General features: G+C 27.7%; 17 protein-coding genes. 10 read left to right on the plus strand and 7 right to left on the minus strand.

What is annotated here, in order from left to right:
- Positions 1-6: 6 nt before the first annotated feature.
- The 3 genes from NON08_RS09665 to NON08_RS09675 are packed head-to-tail and all read right to left on the minus strand — an operon-like array spanning position 7 to position 3290.
- Positions 7-810 (minus strand): ABC transporter permease, encoded by an 804-nt coding sequence (locus NON08_RS09665; protein WP_256691348.1) that lies wholly within the window; start codon positions 808-810, stop codon positions 7-9.
- The gene (locus tag NON08_RS09670; RefSeq protein WP_256691349.1) at positions 807-1760 is read right to left on the minus strand and encodes an ABC transporter permease; all 954 of its coding nucleotides are present in this window, start codon (positions 1758-1760) and stop codon (positions 807-809) included. The genes NON08_RS09665 and NON08_RS09670 overlap by 4 nt, the downstream gene beginning before the upstream one ends.
- Before the next feature lie 9 nt (positions 1761-1769).
- Entirely contained in the window at positions 1770-3290 is a 1521-nt protein-coding gene (locus tag NON08_RS09675; protein WP_256691350.1) for an ABC transporter substrate-binding protein, read from the minus strand.
- 173 nt (positions 3291-3463) lie between these two features.
- Between NON08_RS09675 and NON08_RS09680 the strand changes: the two genes are divergently transcribed.
- Positions 3464-4522: a sensor domain-containing diguanylate cyclase gene (locus tag NON08_RS09680; RefSeq protein WP_256691351.1), complete on the plus strand. Its 1059-nt coding sequence runs from the start codon at positions 3464-3466 to the stop codon at positions 4520-4522.
- Positions 4522-4959, plus strand: a complete 438-nt coding sequence (locus tag NON08_RS09685; RefSeq protein WP_256691352.1) for a VanZ family protein — start codon at positions 4522-4524, stop codon at positions 4957-4959. The genes NON08_RS09680 and NON08_RS09685 overlap by 1 nt, the downstream gene beginning before the upstream one ends.
- A gap of 20 nt (positions 4960-4979) precedes the next feature.
- Here the strand turns inward: NON08_RS09685 and NON08_RS09690 are convergent, their stop codons facing one another.
- Together NON08_RS09690 and NON08_RS09695 are read right to left on the minus strand one after the other, a co-directional pair.
- A complete protein-coding gene (locus NON08_RS09690) occupies positions 4980-6152 on the minus strand; it encodes an iron-containing alcohol dehydrogenase (RefSeq protein ID WP_256691353.1) in 1173 nt (390 codons plus the stop codon).
- A 13-nt stretch (positions 6153-6165) separates the two neighbouring features.
- Positions 6166-6774 carry a Crp/Fnr family transcriptional regulator gene (locus NON08_RS09695; protein ID WP_256691354.1) on the minus strand — a complete coding sequence of 203 codons (609 nt, stop codon included), beginning with the start codon at positions 6772-6774 and terminating at the stop codon, positions 6166-6168.
- 114 nt (positions 6775-6888) lie between these two features.
- Here NON08_RS09695 and NON08_RS09700 point away from each other — a divergent pair, with 114 nt between their 5' ends.
- The 8 genes from NON08_RS09700 to NON08_RS09735 all read left to right on the plus strand — a co-directional run bounded on the left by NON08_RS09700 (position 6889) and on the right by NON08_RS09735 (position 14118).
- Positions 6889-8202, plus strand: a complete 1314-nt coding sequence (locus tag NON08_RS09700) for a thymidine phosphorylase (protein ID WP_256691355.1) — start codon at positions 6889-6891, stop codon at positions 8200-8202.
- 29 nt (positions 8203-8231) lie between these two features.
- The gene (gene deoC, locus NON08_RS09705; RefSeq protein WP_256691356.1) at positions 8232-8897 is read left to right on the plus strand and encodes a deoxyribose-phosphate aldolase; all 666 of its coding nucleotides are present in this window, start codon (positions 8232-8234) and stop codon (positions 8895-8897) included.
- 2 nt (positions 8898-8899) lie between these two features.
- Positions 8900-9565: a Crp/Fnr family transcriptional regulator gene (locus tag NON08_RS09710; RefSeq protein ID WP_256691357.1), complete on the plus strand. Its 666-nt coding sequence runs from the start codon at positions 8900-8902 to the stop codon at positions 9563-9565.
- A 70-nt stretch (positions 9566-9635) separates the two neighbouring features.
- Entirely contained in the window at positions 9636-10112 is a 477-nt protein-coding gene (locus NON08_RS09715) for a DUF1456 family protein (RefSeq protein WP_256691358.1), read from the plus strand.
- Positions 10113-10248: 136 nt separating this feature from the next.
- Positions 10249-11256, plus strand: a complete 1008-nt coding sequence (asrA, locus tag NON08_RS09720; RefSeq protein ID WP_256691359.1) for an anaerobic sulfite reductase subunit AsrA — start codon at positions 10249-10251, stop codon at positions 11254-11256.
- Positions 11249-12043, plus strand: coding sequence for an anaerobic sulfite reductase subunit AsrB (gene asrB, locus NON08_RS09725; RefSeq protein WP_256691360.1), 795 nt, complete (start codon positions 11249-11251; stop codon positions 12041-12043). Before asrA ends, asrB begins: the two co-directional genes overlap by 8 nt.
- Positions 12044-12052: 9 nt before the next feature.
- Positions 12053-13045 carry a sulfite reductase subunit C gene (asrC, locus tag NON08_RS09730; RefSeq protein WP_256691361.1) on the plus strand — a complete coding sequence of 331 codons (993 nt, stop codon included), beginning with the start codon at positions 12053-12055 and terminating at the stop codon, positions 13043-13045.
- A 2-nt stretch (positions 13046-13047) separates the two neighbouring features.
- Positions 13048-14118: a metallophosphoesterase gene (locus NON08_RS09735; RefSeq protein WP_256691362.1), complete on the plus strand. Its 1071-nt coding sequence runs from the start codon at positions 13048-13050 to the stop codon at positions 14116-14118.
- Positions 14119-14188: 70 nt separating this feature from the next.
- On the opposite strand, the gene recQ is transcribed toward NON08_RS09735, so the two are convergent.
- Both recQ and NON08_RS09745 read right to left on the minus strand, forming a co-directional pair.
- Positions 14189-16015, minus strand: a complete 1827-nt coding sequence (gene recQ, locus NON08_RS09740) for a DNA helicase RecQ (RefSeq protein ID WP_256691363.1) — start codon at positions 16013-16015, stop codon at positions 14189-14191.
- 106 nt (positions 16016-16121) lie between these two features.
- Positions 16122-16898, minus strand: a complete 777-nt coding sequence (locus NON08_RS09745; RefSeq protein WP_256691364.1) for a formate/nitrite transporter family protein — start codon at positions 16896-16898, stop codon at positions 16122-16124.
- Positions 16899-17030: the final 132 nt, after the last annotated feature.

Raw genomic sequence — 17030 nt, forward strand, 5'->3', positions numbered from 1 at the left:
ATACTCCTATTTTTTTATATACTCTTTAATTCCTTCACCAAGAAGATTAAATCCAATGGCAACTAAGCTAATTAAAACTCCTGGAACAAAAGCGTAGGATGGGTTTGTAGTGATGTATTCTTGAGCTCTATAAATGATTTCTCCCCAAGTAGGATTAGGAGGATTAACTCCCATACCTAAATAACTTAAACTAGCCTCTGTTAAAATTGCAGTGGAAAAAGATAAAGCACCAACAACAATTATTGTTGAAAGTATATTTGGAAAAATATGAGAATAGATAATTTTGAACTCTTTAATCCCCATAATTTTAGCCCAAGTTATATAAGGAAGATTTTTAACTTCCATAACTTTACTTCTGCTTATTCTAAAAAATGTAGGTATATTTAAAATACCAATGGAAATAGCAGTATTTTTAAGATCTTTCCCAAAAATAGTTATAAAAACTAAAAGAAATAAAATAGATGGAATAGACATAAAAGCATCTATTATTTTAGAGAGAATTTCATCAATCCAATTAGAAAAATAACCAGATATAGTTCCTAAAAAACTACCGATAATCCCACCAATAAGAACAGAAATAAGACCAACATAAAAAGCTCCTTGAGAAGCAATCATAACTCTAGAAAAGATATCTCTTCCTAATTGATCAGTTCCTAAAATATGTTTAAATGATGGCGGTTTTAATCTGTTAATCTCATCAATTAAATAAGGATCATATGGAGTCCAAAAAATACTTAAAATCATAAAAAAGAAAAGAGTTCCAATGATTAAAAGTCCTATTTTTAAATTAGTATTTTTTTTTATATTCATCTTTTTTCCTTTCCTTTTCTAATTCTTGGATCAATTATGTTATAAATTATATCAATAATAAAATTTATTAAGATAACAGAAAAACTTATATAAAGAACTATACCTTGAACAAGAGGATAATCTTTACGATTAATACCTTCCATTAAAAGTGTTCCTAATCCAGGAAGAGCAAAAACATTTTCAATTACAATAGTTCCAGTAATAAGATAGATCGTAATCATTCCTATAATTGTAATAACACTAATTAAAGAGTTTCTTAAAATATGCCTTTTATAAATTTCGCTTTGGTTTAACCCCTTACTTCGAGCCACTCTAACGTAATCTTTTGAACTTTCTTCAATCATACTATTGCAAAGATAGTGACTAACTAATGGGACTTTACTAATACTTAAAGTCAAAATAGGAAGAATTAAAGATTTTATAGAAGTAATAGGGTATCTATTCCAATTTATAGTTCCTAAAGTTGGAAGAAGTTTTAATTTTAAAGAAAATATATAGATTAAAACTATAGCTATCCAAAATGCTGGAATAGAAAATCCAATTTGAGAAAAAACTTTTATGAATTTAAAAGCTTTTCTTTTATGATTTTTAGCTAAAATAGTTCCTAAAGGAATAGAAACGACTATTACAATTATTAATGTAGTAATAGTAATTATAAAGGTAGTGAGAAACCTAGATTTTATTAGCTCTAATACTGTATAACTAGAATAAGAGAATGATTTACCTAGGTTTCCATTTATAACTTGAAAGCACCATTTGAAAAATCTTGTATATAAAGGTGCATTTAATCCAAACTCATCTCTTAACCGAGCTTCTAATAACGGATCACTTTCAACTCCTAATCTAGCTAAAACAGGATCTCCAGGCAAAGATTCAAAAAGTAAAAAAATAATTAAAGAAACTATAAATATAGTTATAAAAGATGAAAAAATCTTTTTTAAATAGTTCAAAATTTTCACCTACTTATTATTATTTTTTAATTTTATAGTTGAAACATCTATGAAAGCAAAAGGATAAGTTTTATATCCTGTGTATTTAGAAGAAAGAGCTACAGAAACCCCTTGATCTATTAAATAAACTGATGCAATATCTTTATTTAGTAAAATTTGAATTTTTTTATAGATATCAATTTTTTTCTGTTCATCATAAGTTTGTGCTGCTTCTTTTAAAAGGTTATCAACCTCTTCATTTGAATAACTACTCATATTTGATGAATAATTTGTTTCATATCTTTGAAGAATCCTTTGTGGGTCTGGATAACCAGCAACTCTTAAAAGAGCAGCTTCGTATTTATGTCCCTTATAAACTTCAGGAAGATATTGTCCCCATGGGATAGGGTTGATTGTTATATCAATACCAACTTTAGCTAAATCTTCTTTAATAAAGAGAGCTAAGTCATTTTCAAAAGTATTTTCAGAAATAGTAGTTAAAGTAAAATTAAGAGCAGAGTACCCAGATTCTCTTAATAGTTCCTTAGCTTTTTCTGGATTATATGGATAACTTTTTTTAACGCTATTCTCATAGATCTCTTTTAAATAAGGAGACATATGTGTGTAAAGTTTCTCAGTTTTAGGCAAAGACAAATTTTTTACAATTCTATCCATATCAATGGCTTGCCAAATAGCTTGTCTAACATTTTTATTTTGAAAAGGTTTGAAAGAGTTATTAAGATAAAGAACATTAACATCATTTCCTAAAGAAGAGACTATCTCAATATTTTTATCTTTTTCAATCTCTTTTAATGATTCTAGATTTAAGGGCAGAAAATCAATTTCTCCATTTTTAAAAGATAAAAGTCGACCAGCTCCCTCTTTATAAACTTTAAATTCAACCTCTTTTACTTCAGGAGCTCCTAAATAATAGTCATCAAAAGCTTCTAATACAATTTTTTGTCCAGGAATATATTCTACAAATTTATATGGACCAGCTCCAATAGGATTTTTTTCCAATTGATCTTCAGAAATTCCAGCTGGGATAATAGAAACATCAGCTATATTATAGATATCAGAACTACTTTTAACATCATCTTTAATATTTATTTCAACAGTGTTGTCATTAAGTATATTTACGCTATCTAATTTTTTATTCCACTCACCAACAATAGCTCGACCAGTGTTTATACCTGAAACTCTTTCAAAAGAGTATTTTATATCTTCAGGAGTTATATTTTTTCCGTTATGAAATTTTATATTATCTCTTAATTTAAAAATATAGGTTTTTCCTTCATTTTCTATCTCATAAGATTCAGCTAATGCTGGAACAAGTTTTTTAGAATCAGGATCAAATTTTACTAATCCAGAGTTTATATTTCTAATAACCTCTTTTGTAGCAGCAGAAACGTCAGTATTAGGAGCTATAGAGTTAAAACCTACTTTAATGGGAATTATCATTTTAGAACTCTCTTCACTTTTTTCATCCTTACATCCACTTAAAGAAAGTAATGATAATGTTATTAAAGTAGTTATAATTTTCTTTTTCATAATGCCTCCAAAATTTTAATTTAAACTGTAATAAGTTTAACATAGTTTTACAAGAAATTCTATATTAAGTGTGGAAATAAAATAATTTATAAAGATAAAAACATTTTTTTATTTTAAGAAATGTGATAAAATATAAAGTAGAAATAAAATTTAGGAAGTATAAGAGGTATAGAATGTTTGAAAATATTTTATTAGACAATCTAACAGTAGGTATATTAGTTTTAGATAGTAATTTTAAAATTAACTATTTAAATAAATTAATGAAAAAAATATTAATAGATCAAAATATAATGCTTAATAATTCTGAAATTTCTTTAGAAAAACTTTACAGTATTAATGGATATAAAATAAAAAGTTATAGTATAGAAAATAATACAGAAAAATTTTTACAGTTAGAATTCCATGAAATAAATAAAAATTCTGAAAATAAGTTAGTTGCAATGCTTGATACAGTTCAAGATTTTATATTTTATCTAGATTCAGAGGGAAGAATAGAATACTTTAATAAAGCTTATGCAGATTTTATAGGAAGATCTTATGAAGATATAATTGGTAGAAAAGAAAGTGAGTTTTTCTCAAAAGAGATGGCTTGTAAATGCGAAGAGAATAATAAAAAAGCTTTAAAATATGGTAATTTTTATGAAGAAGAAAATTTTCAAGATAACTGGTACCATACATTTAAATCAAGAGTTGATTTAGAAAATAATGAATTTGGAATTTTAGGTATGATTAAAGAGATAACAGAGTCAAAGAAAAAAGATCTTGATTTAAAGGAGAAAGTTTATAAAGATATTTTGACTGGAATATATAATAGAAATTTTTATGAAGAAAAAATAAAAAGAATTTTTGAAGTTAATAAAAATACAAAGTTTTCTATTATGCTTATGGATATTGATAAATTTAAAGAAATAAATGATACTCAAGGCCACGATATTGGAGATTTAGTTTTAAAAAATTTTTCAAAGCTTTTAAAAAGAAATGTTAGAAAAGACAATGATTTTATTATAAGAATTGGTGGAGATGAGTTAGCAATAATTGTTGAAGGCTCTTTAAAAGATCTTAGAAAAATTTATGAAAGAGTTGAAAGTGATATTTCAAATGAGAAGTTATTAAATGATTTAAAGTTTTCAATTAGCGTAGGATTTGCCGAAAGAGATCAATGTGAGAGTTTAAAAAGTTTATATAAAAAAGCTGATATAGAGTTGTATAAAATGAAAAATAGGAGATACTAATGAGAAGAGCAAATTTATTTAAAATTTTATCCTTTTGTGTTATGGGAATAATATTTTGGTTTTCTAATCAAGATGGTGAAGAATCTTTAAAGCAATCTAATTTAATTTTACAGTATTTAAAAGAATTATTAGCAATATTTAATTTAGACGTTAGAAAGTTAGCTCACTTTACAATTTATTTAATACTTGGAAGTTGCTATTTCTTAAGTTTTAAAAACTTAGATAAAAAAGCTGGAATATTGAGTATAGTGTTAACTTTTTTATATGCATGTACAGATGAATTCCATCAGAGCTTTGTTCCAGGAAGAGGGCCTGCGTTTAAAGATGTAGGAATAGATACATTAGGAGGAATTTTAGGAATTAGTATATTATATAAATTTACTAATTATTATAAAAAGCCTATAATCAAATTAAATAAGAAAAATATAAAAGTCTGAGAAAATCTCAGACTTTTAATCTATAAAGACATTGTTAATATTTCTAAAACATCTTTATATTCTAACTTTTTCATAGTTCCAATTGGACCTAATCTTGTTGCACTTGTTGCCATCTCTTCAAATTTTGAGCTATCTATTCCTACATCTGTTAAAGTAGATGGAATATCTAATGTATCAAAAAATTCTCTTGTTTTTTTTATTACCTTTTTAGCAACTTCAAAATCATTATCGCCATATATATTCCAAACATTATTAGCATATTCCACAAATCTGTGAACATTCTCTTTATCTAAAACATATTCCATCCAATATGGAGTTAAAATACCTAATCCAACTCCATGAGTAATATCATACTTAGCACTAAGTTCATGCTCTATTTGATGAGTAGCCCAGTCTGTTGTTTCTTTTCCAGCAGATGTCAATCCATTTAAAGAAAGAGAGCTCGCCCACATAATGTTAGCTCTTGCTTCATAATTTATAGGATCTATATAAGCTATTGGAGCATAATGAATAACTGTTTTTAAGAGACCTTCCATTATTCTAGCTTGAAGATATCCTTTTTTATCAGGAGAAAAATATTGTTCAAAAATATGACTCATTATATCTACAGCACCAGCTGCAGTTTGATATTTACTAACAGAGAAAGTATAAGTTGGATCAAGTATAGAAAATACAGGTCTTAAAAGATAACTGCTAAACCCTAATTTTAAATTTTCTTTTAGATTAGATAAAACACTGTTTCCATTCATTTCACTTCCTGTTGCAGCAAGAGTTAAGATAGATGCTACAGGAAGTGCTTCAGTTAACAAATTAAATTTTTTATCAACACAAAGATCTTTCCAAATATCTCCATGATATTTGGTTTGTGCCGCAATGCCTTTAGCACAATCAATTGTACTTCCTCCTCCAACAGCTAAAACTAATTCTAAATTATATTTTCTACAAAGATCAGCTCCTTCTCTTACAGTTTCAATTCTAGGATTAGGATCAACTCCTGAAAGTTCTATAATTTCTATATTTTCTTCAGTTAAAGATTTTATAACTTCATCGTATAAACCATTTTTTTTAATGCTATTTTTTCCATAAAGTAATAAAACTTTAGAAGCATGCTTTTTTACTTCTTTTCCTAAGTTTGAAACTTGTCCTTGACCAAACAAAATTCTTGTTGGAACATCGTAAATAAAATTCTTCATAATTATTTTCCTCCTATAAAATTTTAATAGAATTTCTTTCTTTAACTATAGTACCACTATCAACATAAAAAGCTATGATTCTAGTTAGATTTCTATAGCTAATATTGAGTCTGCTAGAGAGTTCATCTAAAGATTTAAAAGTAATTTCTCCTCCATTATCTTCTAAATATTTTATAAAAATATCTTTGGCTTTAAGTGTACTTTTATAAAAAATTGCTCTATTTGTATTTAAAAGTTTTTTATTTCCTTCAATAGCTAAGAATCTCCAAAAGTTTATATTTTCTTCAAGATTTTCTCTTGCAATTTGAAATGGAAGAAGAAGAACAACTACATCACTCTTAGCTACCACATCAAATAGAACTTCCTCTTTATTTATGTATTCAATATCTCCAAAAATTTCTAAAGGTCTCAAAATATTTAGACAAATTTGGTTTCCATTGTCTAAGATACAGGAAACTTCAACTGTTCCTTCTACTATAAAATAAATGCTATTTGCTCCTTTATGAGCTTCTAAAATATATTCACCTTTTTTATAATGCTTTATCAATAGTTTTTCATGAACTTCTTTGCTTAAAATTTCGTCTAAATGGTAAAAATTTATATATTTTTCTATTTTTTTCATAAATTCTCCTTATTGGGCCAATTGTCCTATCTATTATATAAGAATTTATATATCATAAAAATAAGAAAAATACTAGAAAAATATATAAAATATGAAAATAAAACGAGGTGGAGTATGAGAGCGGTAGATATTATTCAAAAAAAGAGAGACAATATTGAGTTAACATCTGAAGAAATGAACTTCTTACTAGGGGAGTATTTACAAAATAGAGTTCCTGATTATCAGATGTCTTCATTTCTTATGGCAGTTTATTTTAATGGAATGACAAAAGATGAATTAAAAGTATTTACAGAGCTTATGATGAATAGTGGGGAAGTTATAAAATTTGACGGAATAGAAAAGTTTCTAATTGATAAACATTCAACAGGTGGAGTGGGAGATAAAACTACTATTGCTTTAGCAGGATTATTTGCTGCTTTTAATATAGGAACTGCTAAACTTTCTGGAAGAGGTCTTGGACATACAGGTGGAACAATAGATAAATTCGAAGCTATCCCTGGATTTGTTTTTCCTGAGACAAGAGATGAATTAGTAAAAATGGTAAATAAAGTTGGAACTGGTATTATGGGATATTCAGATACTATAGTTCCTTTAGATAAAAAATTATATTCACTTAGAGATGTAACTGCAACAGTATCTAGCATTCCTTTAATAGCTAGTTCTATTATGAGTAAAAAATTAGCTGTTTATGCTGATGGAATAATTTTAGATGTTAAAGTTGGATCTGGTGCATTTATGAAAAATTTAAAAACAGCTGAAGAGTTAGCAAAAACTATGATCGATATAGGAGATTCTTTCGGTAGAAAAGTTGTAACTTTATTAACAGATATGGATCAACCGCTTGGATATGCTGTTGGAAACGCTAATGAAATTATAGAAGCAATTGAAACTTTAAAAGGTAGAGGACCTAAAGATTTTACTGAACTTGTTGAAACAATAGTAGCAACTGCTCTTCAAATTAAAGGAGATGTTAAATCTTTAGAAGAAGGAAAAGAGAGAGTTGCTGAAGTTATATCTAATGGTGCAGCTATTCAACATCTAAAAGATTTTATAGAAGCTGCTGGAGGGAATCCTGAACTTGTTGAAGATTACACACTTCTTCCAAAATTTAAGTCAGAATATGAATTTAAATCTAAAAAATCAGGTTGGATTTCTAAGATAGAGGCTGAAGAGATAGGGAAAGCTGCAATGGTTTTAGGAGCTGGAAGAGCGACTAAAGACGATATTATAGATCACTCAGTTGGAATATTATTAACTAAAAAAGTTGGAGATTATGTTGAGGCAGGAGAAGTTTTAGCATTTATTCAACATAATGATAAAAATTTAGAATCTTCTATTAGATTTTTAGAGGGAGCTTATACAATAGTGGATAAAAAAGTAGAAAAAAATAAAGTTATTCTAGAAATTTTATCTAATATTGGGTTATAATAAATAAAAGAATATTTTAGGAGGAGAAAATGAATTTAAGCAGATATATTGATCACACAGTATTAAAAGCTACAACAGAACCAAAGGATATTATAAAATTATGTGCAGAGGCTAAAGAACATAACTTCTTTTCAGTTTGTGTAAATGGATGTTATGTTGAACTTGCAGCAAAAGAGCTTGCAGGAACAGAGGTAAAAGTTTGTGCTGTAATTGGATTTCCTTTAGGAGCTATGTCAACAAAAGCAAAAGTTTTTGAAGCAAAAACTTGCATAGAAGATGGAGCATCTGAAATTGACATGGTTATCAATATTGGAATGTTAAAAGCTGGAGAAACAGAATATGTTAAAAATGAAATAGCTGCTATTAAAGAGGCTATTGGAACAAATGTATTAAAAGTTATAATTGAAAATTGTTACTTAACAAATGAAGAGAAAAAAATAGTTACTCAATTATGTTTAGATGCAAAGGCAGATTTTGTAAAAACATCTACTGGATTTGGAACAGGTGGAGCTACATTTGAAGATATTATGTTAATGAAAGAGATTGTTGGAGATAAAGCTGAATTAAAAGCTGCAGGTGGAGTAAGAGATTTAGCAACTGCAGAAAAATATATATCTTTAGGTGTAACAAGATTAGGAACAAGTTCAGGAGTTGAATTAGTAACTACTGGAACTGCAGATCCAAATAAATATTAATTATGAATCAAGATTACTTAAGTAACTCACTTTCAAAAGAGTGCTTAAATAATTTATTAAGAGTTTCTCAATGCCAAGAGTTTAAGCAGGGAGAAACTCTTTTTTTAGAGCACGCCTTTTGTGAAAATGTATATTTTATAATTAGTGGAAATGTTACCGTATATAAAGATAATTCAGATGGAAAAAGGAAGATAATTTATTTGTTGGGAAAAGATTCATTTTTAAATGATACAGCAATCTACGATAATCCTTCAAAAACAAATATTAGTTGCGATGCATTTACAGATGTTAAAGTTTTAATTATCCCAATTAAAGAGCTAAAAAAATTGATTTCAAATCATCCAGATTTAGCTATCTTAATGATAAAATCTCTTTCGAAAAAAACAAAACGTCTATATAGACAATTAAAAAATACAACAACAATATCTATGGATAAAAGAATTGCTGCAAAATTATGGAAATTAGCAAAAGATTTTGGATACGAATACAAGGAATTTCATGGATTTACAGTAAAAGTTAATAACACGTATTTAGCTGATATGTTAGGTACAAATAGAGAAACAGTTTCTAGAGGAATAAAAAAACTTAAAGAACTAGGTCTTGTAAAAGTTGAAAATGGACAGATTTTTATACTTAAAACTGAAATCAAAGATTTTTATAGACGTTAAAATAAAAAATAGGAATACTCCTATATTTGTGGTATAATTATGAGTAAATTTAAAAAATTAGGAGGAACAAATGACAAATAATGACGTTCTAAGAAGAGTTAGATATGCTTTAAGAATAAATGACAAAGCAATGTTAGAAGTTTTCAAATTAGGAGGAATGAATATCTCTTTAGAAGAGTTAACTGCTCTATTAAGTAAACCTGAAGATGAAAACTTTAAAACTTGTAATAATAAAACTTTAGATGTCTTTTTAAGTGGACTTATCACTTATAAAAGAGGACCTCAAAAAGATGCTCCGCAAAGAGTTGAAGAGGTACCAAATAACAAAAATATAAATAACTATATCTTAAGAAAGTTAAAGATTGCTTTAGCTTTTAGAAGTGAAGATATGATAGATGCATTTAAAACTGGTGGAGTTAATATGTCTGAATCAGAATTAAGTGCAATCTTCAGAAGACCAGACCACAAAAATTACAGAGAAGCTGGAGATAAATATGTTAGAGTATTTATTAAGGGAATCACTGAACTTTTTAGAGGAGAGAAATAATAAGATTACAAATTGATCTTAAAAAAATTTATTTTTTGTCAATATAGAAATGTGTGACTAGAGTCACACATTTTTTTCTATATAAAGTAATAGAATGAGATACTAGTATAAAAACAGTCGTATAAGAGGTGAAGAGATGAAAAAATTATTAACAAATGATGAATTTAATAGTGTTTTATTAAATTTATCAAAAGAGTATGATATCTATGCTCCAGTTACACTTCCTTTTAAAGGAACATTCTCTGATACTGATTTAGTTAAATATGAAAAGATAACTAAATTAGAAGAGATCAATCTAAAAGACAAAAGTTACTATTCAGCTAAAGAGATTCTACTACCAATAAGACAAACAATATTTTATTTCAATGAGAATGAGTTTAAAAAACCAGAAGGAAGAACAAAAAAAGCTTTAGTTTTATTAAGAAGCTGTGACCTTCATGCTATTGAAAGAGTGGATAATATATATTTAAATAACAAATTTGCAGATGAATATTATGCTGATGCAAAAAAAATGGTTAAATTTGCTGTTATTGGTTGTCCAGGAAAAGGTTGGGAGAGCTGCTTCTGCGCTTCAATGGGAACAAATACAACAGAGAACTATAACTTAGGCCTTACATTTAAAGATGGTGCAGTTTATACTCATATAAAAGATGAAGAGTTAAACGAGTTCTTCAATAATGGAAAAGATGAAGAGTTTCAAATGGAGTTTGTAACAGAAAATGTTGAAAAAGTTATAGTTCCTGAAAATATAGAGTTAGAAGATATTATAAATGACGAGATGTGGAGAGATTACGATAGATGTATTAAGTGTGGAAGATGTAATTTTGTTTGTCCTACTTGTACTTGTTTTACAACTCAAGATATCTTTAATAGAGACAACTCTAAAACAGGAGAAAGAAGAAGAGTTTGGGCTTCTTGCCATGTAGATGGATTTTCAACTATGGCTGGTGGACATGAATTTAGACAAAAATCTGGAGATAGAATGAGATTTAAAGTTATGCATAAAATCTCTGACTATAAAAAAAGATTTGGAACTCATATGTGTATAGGATGCGGAAGATGTGACGATGCGTGCCCAGAGTATATATCTTATATAAACTGTATAAATAAACTATCGAAAAAGTTAGGTGATAATAATGAGTAATATATATATGCCTGAAAAAGGAGAAATTTTATCAATAGTTCAAGAGAGTCCAATTGAGTGGTTATTTAAAGTTAAAACAACTATAAAACCAGCTCCAGGACAATTTATACAACTATCTATTCCTATGGTTGGAGAAGCACCAATATCTGTTGCTAATTATAATCACGATGAGGAATGGATTGAGTTTCTAATAAGAAAAGTTGGAAAAGTTACTGATGCAATATTTAATCTTCAACCAGGAGATTCAATATTTTTAAGAGGGGCTTACGGAAACTGTTTCCCTATGGATACATACTCTGGTAAAAGAGTGATTGTAGTTGCTGGTGGAAGTGGAACTGCTCCAGTAAGACCACTAATAAAACATTTTATAGATGATGAGAATACAGATATTGAGCTAATTTTTGGATTTAAAGATCAAGAGTCTATATTATTTAAAAAAGAGATAGATGAATGGAGAAAAAAAACTCCTATGATTTTAACTGTGGATAAAGGTTGTGGAATTGATGGAGAGTGTGTAGGGCTTGTAACTGAGTACATTCCTCATTTAAAAATGTATGAAAATTTTGATAATTTAGAAGTTGTTATAGTAGGGCCTCCTATGATGATGAAATACTCTGCTTTAGAGTTTTTAAAATTAGGAATTCCAGAGGAAAAAATTTGGGTTTCTTTTGAAAGAAATATGTCTTGTGCTGTAGGAAAGTGTGGACATTGCAAAATTGATGAAACATATGTTTGTTTAGAAGGACCTATATTTAATTATGTAAAAGCTAAAAAGCTTTTAGATTAGGAGGAGACCATGGCTTTAGAGTTAAGTAGAAAAAGTTTTACAAAAAATGCATATAGAATAACAAAGGATAGAAAAAAAACAGCTTTAAGAGTTAGAGTTCCTGGTGGAGAGATAACAGCAGAGCTACTTTTAAAAGTTTCTGAAATAGCTTCAAAATATGGAAATGGAAAAGTTCATATAACAACACGTCAAGGATTTGAAATTAAAGGGATCGATATTACAAAAATTGATGAAGTAAATAAAGAGATCCAAGTTTTAATTGATGGTTTTGATATTAATCAACCAAATGGAGAGGGAAATGGTTATCCAGCAGCTGGAACAAGAAATATAACAGCTTGTATTGGAAATAGTGTTTGTCCTAAAGCTCAATATAATACAACAAACTTTGCTAAAAAAATAGAGAAAGAAGTTTTTCCTAATGACTTTCATTTTAAAATAGCTTTAACTGGATGTCCAAATGATTGTATAAAAGCAAGAATGCATGACTTTGGTATAATTGGAATGGCTATGCCTTTATATGAAAAAGAAAGATGTGTTTCTTGCGGAGCATGTGTAAAAAAATGTAAAGGATTATCAACAGGTGCTTTAAGAGCGGAAAATTATACTGTTATAAGAGAGCATAGTAAATGTATTGGATGTGGAGAGTGCATTTTAAATTGTCCTACATCTGCTTGGGTTAGAGACGATAAAAAATACTATAGACTTGCTATTATGGGTAGAACAGGAAAGAAAAATCCAAGACTTGCTGAAGATTGGATTTTATGGGCTGATGAAGAGAGCATAATAAAAATTATTAAAAATACATATAGATATGTAGATACATATATTAATAGAGCACTTCCAAAAGAACATATTGGATATATTGTTGATAGAACAGGATTCAATGAGTTTAAAAAGTTTGCATTAGAAGGGGTTAACTTAGAAGAAGTAGCAATTGAAAGAAACATGGTTAACTGGAATGGAATTATCTACTCTGGTGCTGAAAATGACATTGGTAAATAATTATGATTTGGATTTTACAAAGATTGCTACTTTTAATACTTCCTATATTAGGAGTAGCGTATATTTTTTATAAAATATATGGGAGTTTATGGTATTTTCTTTTTATACCAGTTTTAACTTTTTTACCTTTTGTTCTTTTTTATTTTTATCGAAATAAAAGAAGTATATCTTTAGAAATTTTTTTAGGACATTATTTATTTTATCTCAACTACATAATATTTGGAGCTCTACTTCTTTTATTAATAGCCTTTATTTTTAAGGTATTTTCAATTGATATTCTAAAAGAAGTTAGCTATAGAAAAACGAGCCTTCATATTTTTATGATTTTCAGTTTAGGTATTTTGTCAATTTTAGGATATAAAAACTTTAAGAATATCGTTGTAGAAAATTATGAAACACCAAGAGAGATAATTAAAAATGAAAAAAGCTTAAAATTTGCTTTCATAAGTGATGTTCATTTAAATGGAAAATTTGATGGGAGCAAATTAAAAGCAGCTTTTGAAAAAATGAAAAATGAAAATGTTGAGTTAGTTCTTATAGGTGGAGATTTTTTAGATAATTCATATAAAAGTGTAACAGATGATATTAAAAGTATAATTGATAAAACAAACTTTAAACATGGAATTTATTTGGTCTTAGGAAATCACGAATATTATGGTGGAATAGATGGAAATATTGAATATATTAAAAGTCTTGGTATAAATATTTTAAGAGATGAAATAGTTGAAATTGAAGGGATAACAATTGTAGGAAGAGATGATAGACATAATAAAAAGAGAAAGTCATTAGATGAACTTTTAAAAAATATCGATAAAAATACTTCTGTTATAGTTGTTGATCATAATCCTCAATCTTTAAAAGAGTTAGGAAATGAAAAAGTAGATTTGTATTTATCTGGCCATACACATAAAGGACAAATATTTCCTTTTAATCTAGTAGTAGATTATATGTATGAAAATTCTGGTGGATATAAAAAAATTGGAGATACACATACATATGTAAGTTCAGGACTAGGAACTTGGATGATTCCATATAGAATTGGAAGCAGCAGTCAAATCATGATTTTTAAATAGAATTAATTAAAGAGATAACGATATATTCTTATAAAGTTATCTCTTTTTTACATATAATAAAGCTCAAAATTTATCCCTTGATATAGTTATTTACAATAGAAAGGATATCATTACCATACTTTTCAAATTTAGCTTCACCAATTCCGCTTATTTTTAGAAGTTCATCTTTTTCCTTTGGTTTATAATTACAAATATCAATTATAGTTTTATCAGAGAAAATTATATAAGATGGAACATGATTATCACGAGCAGTCTTGCTTCTATATTCTGATAAAAGGTTAAATAATTGTTCTCCACCAGGTATAAGAGGTAGAGATGTTTTTTTATCATTAGCTTTTTCTTTTTTCATAACAGAACCATTATCATCATTTAAAGTCTTCATAGATAAAGTTTCTTTAGATTTTATAAAAGTATAAGCACTCTCTTTTAATTTTAAAAGTGGGTACTTGCCTTCAGTACTTTCTATAAAATTATTTCCTATAAGGTAATCCATAATTGTTTTGATATAGATAGAAGACTTATCTTTTAAGCAACCATATGTTGATTGTTCGTTTAAACGATTCTCTCTAATTCTTGCATTGTTAGAACCTTTTAGAATGTCTAAAATTAACTTTGCGCCATATTTATTATTTAATCTTCCAACACATGAAATAATTTTTTGAGCTTCAATAGTTATATCAATAATTTCGCCTTTATTTTCACAATTTCCACACATTCCACAATTTTCATCTAAAGGTTTATCTTCAAAATAATTTACAATATATTCTACAAGACAACTATTAGTTCGAGTATAATTTTCCATAGCGGAAAGTTTACTGTATCTAATTTTAGCTATTTCTGGAGATAAATTTTCATTTTCAATAAATAATTTTTGAACAATAATATCTTTTGGACTGTATAACAAAATACAACTTGAAATAAGACCGTCTCTTCCTGCTCTTCCTGCCTCTTGATAATAACTTTCAATATCTTTTGGTAGATTATTATGAATTACCCATCTCACATTAGATTTGTCTATTCCCATTCCAAAAGCGTTAGTAGCTACTATTATTTTACATCTATCTAAAAGAAAATCCTCTTGATTTTTCATTCTTTCATTATCTGAAAGTCCTGCATGATACTTTGCTATATCTCTTTTCTTTGAAAGATATTCACAAATTTTTTCACACTCTTTTCTAGTTGAAACATATATTATTCCACTTTCATCTGGATGCTCATCAATAAATTTTTCTATAAACTTAAAGTTATCTATATTTTTTAAAACAGAAAACTTTAGATTATCTCTTTTAAACCCATTTCTAAAGATCTCTGCATTAATATTTAAGCTCTCTAAGATATCTTGAGTAACTTCAGGAGTAGCAGTAGCAGTAAAAGCAGATATAACAGGATTGCTATCTAAAGTTTGTAAAAAATTTTTAATATTTTTGTAACTAACTCTAAAATCATGTCCCCATTGAGATATACAATGAGCCTCGTCAATGGCGATTTGTGATATATTAATATTTTTTATAACTGATAAAAATCTTGGGTTTTCAAGTCTTTCAGGAGCAATATAAATTATTTTGTATTTACTAAAAAGAAGAGCATTATAAATAATTTCGCACTGTGAATTTGAAAGACTACTATTTATAAATACAGAAGAGATACCATTTTCATTTAACGCATCAACCTGATCTTTCATAAGTGATATTAAAGGAGAGATAACAATTGTAACCCCTTCAAATATTAGCGCTGGAACTTGAAAGCATATAGATTTTCCTCCACCAGTTGGCATAATAGCTAAAGTATTTTTTTTCTCTAAAATATTTTTTATTATTTCATGCTGACCATTTCTAAACTCATCATATCCAAAGTATTTTTTTAGAATTAAATTTTCTTGTGTTTGGAATTTATTCATCTGTCCTCCCTAAATTTATATTTATCATTATATTATATCACTAAAATAAAAAAGACACCTATTTTATTTTTCATAAAATAGATGTCATATATTTTATATTTTTAAATTAGTCTTTTTTAGAAACATAATAATAAGCTGCTCCAAGTACAACTCCTCCAAGTAAGTTTCCTAAAGATACTGGAATCAAGTTTACAACCATTCCCATAAAGAACTGAGGCTCTTTAAACATCAATGCTGAGAACAAAGTCATGTTTGCAATACTATGCTCTAATCCAACTGTTATAAATGTAAATAAACACCACCAAATCATTATTAATTTTCCAGATTCAGATGTCATTTTTATAGAACACCAAACTGCTAAGCAAACAAGTATATTACAAAGTATTCCTCTATAAAATAGATCCCAAAAAGGCGCTGTTGCTTTTAAAGTAGCAATAGTTCCCATAAATTTCCCAACACTTTCAGCTCCTGGAACAAAATGAACTGTTAAATTTGTTAAAGAGAATAGATATCCACACAAAATTGATCCAGCTAAGTTTCCAAAATAACATACCACCCAAAGTTTGATCGTATCAGCCCAAGTTGTTTTCTTTGACAGTGTTGATACAGTCATAACAAAGTTATTTCCAGTAAAAAGTTCACTTCCACACATAATAACTAAACTCAGTGCTACACCAAAGCAAGCTCCCATAAGTGTTCTAGCACCTAAAGGTCCAATAACTGGTGCTGCTAATCCACCAATAGAAAATATTAATAAAATTCCTAATCCAACAAAAAATCCAGCAAAAGTTGATAATACAAAGTATTTTCCAAAACTATTCTTCAAAAAATTAGATTTACTAACTCCTGCATTTGCAACTTTTTCAACTGCCTCAAAAAACATAAATTCCTCCTCAATTAAATAATATACTAGCATTTTATCTTAAAATAAAAAAAATATGGTGTGACTTAAGTCACACCATAAAGTTTTGAGTAAAAAAAGATTTTTTGTGGATCAAAATGTAATCTAACTGTA

The sequence above is a fragment of the Cetobacterium sp. NK01 genome (assembly GCF_024506395.1).
Lineage (GTDB): Bacteria > Fusobacteriota > Fusobacteriia > Fusobacteriales > Fusobacteriaceae > Cetobacterium_A > Cetobacterium_A somerae_A.

Excerpts from the sequence above, each read along its gene's own strand:
- NON08_RS09695 (WP_256691354.1), bottom strand. The coding sequence starts at position 6,774 with ATGAAAAAAATAGAAAAATATATAAATTTTTACCATTTAGACGAAATT.
- asrA (WP_256691359.1), top strand. The coding sequence starts at position 10,249 with ATGAAAAAATTATTAACAAATGATGAATTTAATAGTGTTTTATTAAAT.
- NON08_RS09675 (WP_256691350.1), bottom strand. The coding sequence starts at position 3,290 with ATGAAAAAGAAAATTATAACTACTTTAATAACATTATCATTACTTTCT.
- NON08_RS09715 (WP_256691358.1), top strand. The coding sequence starts at position 9,636 with ATGACAAATAATGACGTTCTAAGAAGAGTTAGATATGCTTTAAGAATA.
- recQ (WP_256691363.1), bottom strand. The coding sequence starts at position 16,015 with ATGAATAAATTCCAAACACAAGAAAATTTAATTCTAAAAAAATACTTT.
- NON08_RS09680 (WP_256691351.1), top strand. The coding sequence starts at position 3,464 with ATGTTTGAAAATATTTTATTAGACAATCTAACAGTAGGTATATTAGTT.
- NON08_RS09665 (WP_256691348.1), bottom strand. The coding sequence starts at position 810 with ATGAATATAAAAAAAAATACTAATTTAAAAATAGGACTTTTAATCATT.
- asrB (WP_256691360.1), top strand. The coding sequence starts at position 11,249 with ATGAGTAATATATATATGCCTGAAAAAGGAGAAATTTTATCAATAGTT.
- NON08_RS09700 (WP_256691355.1), top strand. The coding sequence starts at position 6,889 with ATGAGAGCGGTAGATATTATTCAAAAAAAGAGAGACAATATTGAGTTA.
- NON08_RS09735 (WP_256691362.1), top strand. The coding sequence starts at position 13,048 with ATGATTTGGATTTTACAAAGATTGCTACTTTTAATACTTCCTATATTA.
- asrC (WP_256691361.1), top strand. The coding sequence starts at position 12,053 with ATGGCTTTAGAGTTAAGTAGAAAAAGTTTTACAAAAAATGCATATAGA.
- deoC (WP_256691356.1), top strand. The coding sequence starts at position 8,232 with ATGAATTTAAGCAGATATATTGATCACACAGTATTAAAAGCTACAACA.
- NON08_RS09685 (WP_256691352.1), top strand. The coding sequence starts at position 4,522 with ATGAGAAGAGCAAATTTATTTAAAATTTTATCCTTTTGTGTTATGGGA.
- NON08_RS09745 (WP_256691364.1), bottom strand. The coding sequence starts at position 16,898 with ATGTTTTTTGAGGCAGTTGAAAAAGTTGCAAATGCAGGAGTTAGTAAA.
- NON08_RS09690 (WP_256691353.1), bottom strand. The coding sequence starts at position 6,152 with ATGAAGAATTTTATTTACGATGTTCCAACAAGAATTTTGTTTGGTCAA.
- NON08_RS09710 (WP_256691357.1), top strand. The coding sequence starts at position 8,900 with ATGAATCAAGATTACTTAAGTAACTCACTTTCAAAAGAGTGCTTAAAT.